This window comes from Algoriphagus faecimaris (assembly GCF_900101705.1).
GTDB lineage: Bacteria > Bacteroidota > Bacteroidia > Cytophagales > Cyclobacteriaceae > Algoriphagus > Algoriphagus faecimaris.
This window is the reverse complement of sequence record NZ_FNAC01000056.1, coordinates 10,714-18,901: the sequence shown is the minus strand read 5'-3', so window position 1 is coordinate 18,901 and position 8,188 is coordinate 10,714. Positions and strand designations below refer to the sequence as shown.

At 41.6% G+C, this 8,188-nt stretch carries 4 protein-coding genes; 2 read left to right on the top strand and 2 right to left on the bottom strand.

Annotated elements, in window-relative coordinates:
* The coding region (locus BLQ57_RS19275) for a transposase (RefSeq protein WP_139162813.1) at window positions 1-208 on the bottom strand (208 nt) is incomplete at its 3' end.
* A gap of 151 nt (window positions 209-359) precedes the next feature.
* On the opposite strand from BLQ57_RS19275, the gene BLQ57_RS19270 reads away from it, so the two are divergent.
* Window positions 360-3,488, top strand: coding sequence for a VPS10 domain-containing protein (locus tag BLQ57_RS19270; RefSeq protein ID WP_087941247.1), 3,129 nt, complete (start codon window positions 360-362; stop codon window positions 3,486-3,488).
* Between the two features lie 52 nt (window positions 3,489-3,540).
* The gene (locus BLQ57_RS19265) at window positions 3,541-4,839 is read left to right on the top strand and encodes an APC family permease (RefSeq protein ID WP_087941246.1); all 1,299 of its coding nucleotides are present in this window, start codon (window positions 3,541-3,543) and stop codon (window positions 4,837-4,839) included.
* A 40-nt stretch (window positions 4,840-4,879) separates the two neighbouring features.
* Here BLQ57_RS19265 and BLQ57_RS19260 read toward each other — a convergent pair.
* Window positions 4,880-8,188, bottom strand: a 3,309-nt coding sequence (locus BLQ57_RS19260; protein ID WP_175444682.1) for a MopE-related protein, incomplete at its 5' end; no start/stop codon positions are given.

The window sequence follows — 8,188 nt, the reverse complement described above, 5'->3', positions numbered from 1 at the left end:
AATTACTGCTCTGCATCACTGTACCGCTCTTGATACTGGTTCTAAATCCACAGGAAGCACATTGAAAAGAAAGCTTGTTTTCAAGCCAATAATGCTTGATTCCAGTACATTTCTTACAGATGATTCCTTGCTTGATCCTTTGTGATTTGATGAATTCAACACAGGAAGCCTCGTCAGGAAACCGATTAATGAAATTGATAATATTCATGGTCAAAACCGTTTATTTTGACCTAATTTAAATCGAGTTAAACCCTTAATAAAGCAATTGACACCAACTGTCAAAAAGAACTTATTTGGCTACTGGTGACTTTGCGGATATTCATATTATTTATTTAAGAAAAAATTACCAACACCTACTTATGAAAAAATTCTATTCACTGATTTTATTGTTTCTGCTGGGATTAGGAGTCCAAGCCCAGCAAGTGGACATGGATTGGTTTAAATCCATGAAAACAAGAAATGTAGGACCTGCGGGAATGAGCGGCCGGATCACAGCAATCGATGCTATTGATGCCGATCCATCCATTATTTATGCGGGTTCCGCTTCTGGTGGACTATGGAAATCAACCTCAGGAGGTATCCACTGGGAGCCCATTTTTGATGAAGAGAAAGTACACTCTATTGGAGCAATATCCATTTATCAGAAAAACCCTTCCGTCATTTGGGTGGGAACTGGAGAAGGAAATCCTAGAAACTCACTTAACCTCGGCGGAGGCGTATATCGATCCCTAGATGCGGGGAAAACTTGGGAACTTATGGGCCTTGAAAAAACCCGGGCCATTCACCGAATCATCGTTCATCCTGAAGATTCTAATACCGTTTTTGTCGGGGCAATCGGTTCTCCTTGGGGAGAGCAGGAAGAGCGAGGAGTTTACAAGACTACAGACGGCGGAAAAACCTGGGAAAAAATCCTTTACCTAGATGAAAAAACTGGCGTTGGAGAAATGATCATGGATCCCAATAATCCCAATAAGATTTTTGTCAATATGTGGCAGCACAGACGGTACCCATGGTTTTTTGAATCAGGAGGACCTTCTTCCGGACTCTATGTGACCCATGATGGAGGCGACAACTGGAAAAGACTAGACGACAAAAACGGACTTCCAAAAAGCGATTATGGCCGAATGGGGCTTGCTATTTCTGCTGCTAACAGCAACAAAGTTTATGCATTGGTTGAGTCCAAGAAAAATGCACTTTATGTATCCGAGGACGGAGGAGAAAACTTCAAAATGGTCAATGATAAGCCTGAAATTGGTGATCGTCCATTTTATTATTTTGAAATCCATGCCGATCCAAAAAATGAAAATCGTATCTATACTCTTTATTCCCGAGTAGGAATGAGCGAAGATGGCGGAAAATCTTTCACGCAAATTTTACAATATGCAGGAGTACACCCTGATCATCACGCTTGGTACATCAATCCAGAAAATCCAAAAATGCTCATCGATGGAAATGATGGAGGATTAAATATTTCAAGAGACGGAGGTAAAACTTGGTATTTCGCAGAGAAACTTCCTGTGGGACAATTCTATCATGTCAATGTAGATAACGAACTACCCTACAATATTTATGGAGGCATGCAGGATAATGGCTCATGGGTAGGCCCTGCTTATGTGTGGAGAAGAGACGGAATACGAAATACTTACTGGCAAGAGATTTCCTTTGGAGATGGATTTGATGTGGTATCACATCCTGCTGATTCTCGCTATGGCTATACCATGTCGCAAGGGGGAAATGTCAGTCGATTTGATAAGCTCACCGGCCATAACCGTGTGATCAGACCTACACACCCTGACAAGGATGTTTTCCTTCGCTTCAATTGGAATGCAGCAATAGCCGTAGATCCTCACAATGATAATGGAGTTTATTATGGTTCGCAGTTTTTGCACAAGTCCTCAGACAGTGGAGATACTTGGGAGATCATTTCTCCGGATTTGACTACCAATGATTCTACAAAGCAGAAGCAACAACAAACCGGAGGATTAACTTTTGACATCACCGGTGCAGAAAATCACACGACAATCCTAGCTATAGCTCCAAGTCCTGTAGATGCTGATGTCATCTGGGTGGGAACTGATGACGGAAACCTTCAAGTCACTCAAGATGGCGGTCAAACCTGGACCAATGTGGCCAACAAATTGACTGGTTTGCCCAAAGCCTCTTGGATACCACAGGTGCAAGCTTCCAAATACAATGCGGGTGAAGTTTGGGTTGTAGCCAACAATTATAGAAACAATGATTTCTCCGCCTATGCTTATCACAGTACTGATTTTGGCAAAACCTTCACCAGAATTGCTGATGATTCTAAAGTTTGGGGATATACACTTTCTATCAAGCAAGATACCGAAGAGCCAAACTTGGTTTTCTTAGGCACGGAATACGGTTTATATGTTTCATTTGATAAAGCCAAAACTTGGAACAAATGGGAACATGGCTATCCTAAGGCTGTTTCTACTTACGATATGACGATTCAGGAGCGTGAAGCAGATTTGGTAATTGGTACTTTTGGCCGCTCCATGTGGGTCTTGGATGATATCCGACCTTTACGTGTTTTTGCGGCGAATGGTGGAGCTGCACCTGAAGCTAAAATCACGGCAGTTGCCGCTTCTGATGCCTACCAAGTTGAGATTCAGCAGCCCCATGGAGAGCGATTTGCCGCTGATGGGAAATTTGCCGGAGAAAATAGAGAAACTGGAGGTCGATTGAGTTTTATACTTCATGACGATAAAGAAAAATTAGATACCGTAACCGTCAACATTTACGATGCAGCAGGCGATCAAATTAGAACCCTCAAGACTGTTCCTCAAAAAGGGGTAAATCGAATCAATTGGAACCTTGACCGTAAGTCAACAGCGGAGTATTCCGGAGGAAATCGCGGTAGAAGAAATGGATTCTTTGAGCCAAGTGGAGGAGATGCCTTACCGGGTACCTATCGCGTAGAGTTTGTCTATGGAGAAGAAAAGTCAGAAACCACCATCAATGTATTCTCTGATCCTCGAATAGAAGCCAAACTTGCGGATCTAAAAGCCAAAGAAGATTTCTTCAAGAAATTGGAGGCTTTGCAAACTGAAATGAGTGAAGCAACCAACAAACTTTCAGAGGCTCAGAAAACCATTGACAAGGTCAATGAACTCACCAAAGATCTGGATTCTGAAGAAGCAAAAGCGCTTAAAGAAGCTGCAAAGGAAATCAAGAAAAAACTGGATAAGACCCGTGAAGCCTTCTATGGTCCAGAGCGAGAAGGTCAGGGAATCGTGAGAAACCTCTATCCTACTACCATGACCTTGCAAGGTATTCCAAGAAGATATGCAGGCTCAAGCTATGCTGCACCGGGAGAGACCGAGGAACGCGTTTACCAGCATGCCAAAGAAGCCGCCGAGGAAGCATTTGCGGTCTTGGATGAGTTCTTAAATGGAGACTGGAAAGCCTTTGAAGAAAAGGTAAAAAGTACTCAGTTGGATCTTTTTGAAGGATTGAAAAAGGATTAATTGAGAAAAATATATCTTTAAAGCATCCGTGAAATTCGCGGATGCTTTTTTTATGCCCTTAGCTTCAAAATCATCGATTCCGAACCCACAAAAGATCGGCTGGAAAACAGCCGCTGGATTGGTTATTGCCAATATTATCGGTACAGGAGTATTTACAAGTTTGGGTTTTCAATTAATGGAAATACAAAACACTTGGTCAATACTATTGCTATGGGCTATTGGAGGAGGAATGGCCCTTATGGGAGCGTTGATTTATGCTGAACTGGGAACTCACTTCAAGAAAACAGGAGGAGATTATATTTTTCTATCCCAGACGATACATCCGGCTGTAGGCTATCTATATGCATGGGTTTCGCTGACAGTGGGCTTTTCTGCTCCTATAGCGATTGCAGCTATGGCCATGAATAATTATCTAAGACCACTGTTTGGAGACACCCTTTTGCCGGGGTTATCGGCACTAGTACTTGTTCCTTTAGCTCATAGTATTAGCCTTTCCAAATCAGCAATTTTTCAAAATTCACTTACAATATTTAAAGTTTTATTCTTACTTAGCCTCATTGCTATTGGGTTTTGGTTTATCCCAAATATTTCATCCAATGCCCTAAACTTTAATTCGTCTTGGCAAAGTGAAATCCTACAACCCGGATTTGCAGTATCGCTGATTTATGTATTTTTTGCCTACACAGGATGGAACTCTGCGGCTTACATCATCGAAGAAGTAAAAGAACCACAAAAAACACTTCCCAAAGCTCTAATTCTGGCTACACTTTTTGTGACTATAATTTATTTATTGTTCCATTTTGTACTATTAAAGCACGCTAGCTTGGAACAGCTAATGGGGAAAATAGAAGTTACTGAAATTGCTTTTGGAAATATTTTTGGAGAAAAAGGAGCACTATGGGTGGGGCTTTTTATTGGTATTCAGCTTTTGGCCACCATCTCGGGTTACGCTTGGATAGGACCTCGTATTACTTTTGCGATGGCTCAAGATTTTAAGCTTTGGCGTCCACTTTCCAAAACAAATCTCCAAGGAATCCCCGTTCGAGCGATTCTATTAAACACCCTTATCAGCCTTATTCTTTTTTTAAGTGGATCCTTTGAGCAAATCATGCTTTATGCTGGTTTTGTACTACAACTGATGGGTACGATTACGATTTATTCTTCCCTGAAAATCAGGAAACCTGAGGGTTTCACCACACCTTGGAAACCCATCCCTCAAGTCCTTTATATACTAAGCAGCGTAGTAATTTCAGGATATATTATTTACGAGCGCCCTTGGGAAAGCCTGGCCGGTTTGGGATTATTGGGCATCGGATTTCTTTTGTACTTAGCGGATAAAAAAACTGCGTGAGAGAAATTTCCTCACGCAGTTTGTATTAAAGATCCGGGGTTTAATTATGCTTGACAAGTCGTTTGGTCAAAACAAACTGACCTATTTGTACCTGTACTTGGTACATTCCATTGCTTAGTAACTCCATGTCGATTTGACGCTGATAGCTATTCGATTGAACTGATTCTTCTTCCATAACCAGCCTTCCCGTAGCATCAAATACTTTAATAATCACTGGCGACTCACCAGTAAAGTCTACCTGTATAGTTGCATATCGAGTACTTGGATTTGGATAGACTTGGAGGTTTATCGGTAAATCAGGCATCATCAAGGTTAAGTTTCTCTCGATGGATTGATTGGCTCGATCTGTTGAAATTACCTTAAAGTTGATTGGAGCTTTGATTCTTCCCTCCTCACCTTTCCAATGAATATGAATTCCATTCAAATAAACGAACTCATTATCTATTAATTGGTAAGAATGGATATTATCTATTGGATCAAGCGTCTGTAGCTTAGCTAAGACTTGATCTTTAAGCACCTTTTCAGGAAGAACATTCTGATCCATTTCAATGTCCAAAGGCAAAGGTTTATTTTCTACCAAGACATTCATTTTGATCATATCCTCCAAGAACCTCTTGAGAACGAGAGTTTTTGGCTTTCCAGAAATCTGATAGAAACCTGGTACCAGAGCATTATAATCAAGTTGGTTCCATTCGACTTCTACTGGGTTTTCATATCCCTGCAATTCAAAGTCATATTTGCTCAGCGAGTCAAATGGTGTATTCCACTTAACTGTTATTATGGAATTGGCGTCAATGGACTTGTTTTTGCCCTTCTGTGGCTGATGAATCACTATACTTCCTCCTGAAAGATCCGTGGTGGCGTCAGAATTATCAGCACTACCCAGCTGATTGTCATAGATCACAGCTCCGGATGAAGTTTCCCAGATCTTGATTCTGAATTTATCAGTCTCAACAGGATCCTTGAGATTACCATCAATAGCTGATACCATAAATGAATAGCCACTTACTCGATTGATTGTGCCCTGTCCTTTGTATATTCCTTTATGACCAGCGATTACTAAAGACATTTCTTCATGAGAAGTACTATTGAAGTTCAGATTACCGTTTCGGAATTGGAACTCTGTATTGCCGTCCACGATATTCTTTCCCTTTCTGTATTTAGCCACAAAACCAAAGTTTGCACGTCCCTCAGCTTCTAGCTCTTCTAAGTAAGCTCCTTTAGGTGACCAAATCCAACCTCCTCCAGTGATAAATCCTCCATCAGGATCAAATATTACTGCAAGATCTGTCAAACCTACAGTTTCATTACCACAGGCATCCGTTAATATCAATCGAATTTGATATACACCTGGGGTGGTATAAATATAGGTTGCTGAATAATCTCCAAATGGTTCAGCAAGTACAGTCTCATCCCCGTTGTCCCAAGTCCACTTCGCTTCTACTACTTCTCCCGAAACTGAAGCGGAAACCTGAATGATGTTATTCACCTGAACAGGATCCAAAGGCCCAGAAATACTAACTATATCTATACTATTAGGACAAGGATCCGTGTTACAAGACCCAAGAATATCTGGATTGATATCTGGATTTGAATCATCACAATCCAAATTATTATCAGCATAGCCTATTGGAGCTAAGCAGAAATATTCAGGTTGTGCATTTTCACTTCCATAACCATCTCCGTCCGCATCGATATAGAAAGCAGTTTGTACACCTTCGTCAATCGCTCCATCACAATTGTTGTCTTTGCCATCACAAAGCTCAGGAGCACCAGGATATACCGTGTCGTCAGAGTCGTCGCAATCCGAATTATCGGTCACGTAGCCTTCAGGTGCGACACAGGCAAATACTGCCTCTGCATTCACATCTCCATAGCCATCTCCGTCCGCATCGATATAGAAAGCAGTTTGTATACCTTCGTCGATCGTTCCATCACAGTTGTTATCCTTACCATCACAAAGCTCAGGTGCACCAGGATAAACCGTATCGTCAGAGTCATCGCAATCCGAATTATCAGTCACGTAGCCTTCAGGTGCGACACAAGCAAATACTGCCTCAGCATTCACATCTCCATAGCCATCTCCGTCCGCATCGATATAGAAGGCAGATTGTACACCTTCGTCAATCGTTCCATCACAGTCGTTGTCCTTACCATCACAAACTTCAGGAGCACCAGGATATACCGTATCATCTAAGTCGTTGCAATCCGAATTATCAGTCACGTAGCCTTCAGGTGCGACACAAGCAAATACTGCCTCAGCATTCACATCTCCAAAGCCATCTCCGTCCGCATCGATATAGAAGGCAGTTTGTACACCTTCGTCGATCGTTCCATCACAGTTGTTGTCCTTACCATCACAAACCTCAGGAGCACCAGGATAAACCGTACCGTCAGAGTCATCGCAATCACCTTCATTTGGAGTAAATCCATCATTATCTGAATCTAAATCTCCAGGATCTATAGGGTTAATACTTATTGTGACAATAGCAGTGGCTGAACCCTGATTTCCGTTTACATCAGTTATAGTCAAAGTGACGATATTTTCTCCTTCATCTGCAACAATGAAATCAGTTTGACTTAGTTGGTAACTCAAGATTCCACAATTATCAGTAGAGCCGTTATCCACATCTAATGGATTCAGAACAAGAGTTTGATTCGCATCAATTTCAAATGCTCGATTACGGGTCAAAACCACTGGAGCTTCATCGTCGGTAACAGTTACATCGAAGCTGCAAGTAGATTGATTACCTGCTGCATCGGTGGCAATATAAATTACACTTGTTGTACCGATTGGGAAAACTGAACCAGATTCAATGTTGCTTATTAAGTTTACATCTCCACTATTATCTGTTGCAAATGGTTGACTCCAAGAAACTGTAGCTCCGCAGATTCCGGGATTATTTGAAACGGAAATATTTGTAGGACAATCATTAATTATTGGATCAATATTGTCTTCACTTTCTGAAATAGTTACTCTGAAACTGCATTCTGCAGAATTTCCAGAAACATCAGTAACCCGATAAGTAACAATAGTTTCTCCCAATGGGAACTCAGTTCCACTTGCAAAGCCTCCAATTAACTCAACCGAAGAAACACCACAATTATCTGTGGCAACTGGTGCATCATATGTAATAATCTTACCAGTAATCCCAAATTCAACTGTTGTACTTATATCGGAAGGACATGTGATTACTGGGGCCTGGGTATCGTTCAACGTCACCGTGAAGCTCGCTGTCTCGGTATTGCCGTGGATATCCGTAGCTGTGTAGGTGACCGTAGTCGTTCCAACTGGGAAGACTGATCCGTTCACCTGGTCAGCAGCAAAGCTTTCTATTCCGCAGTTGTC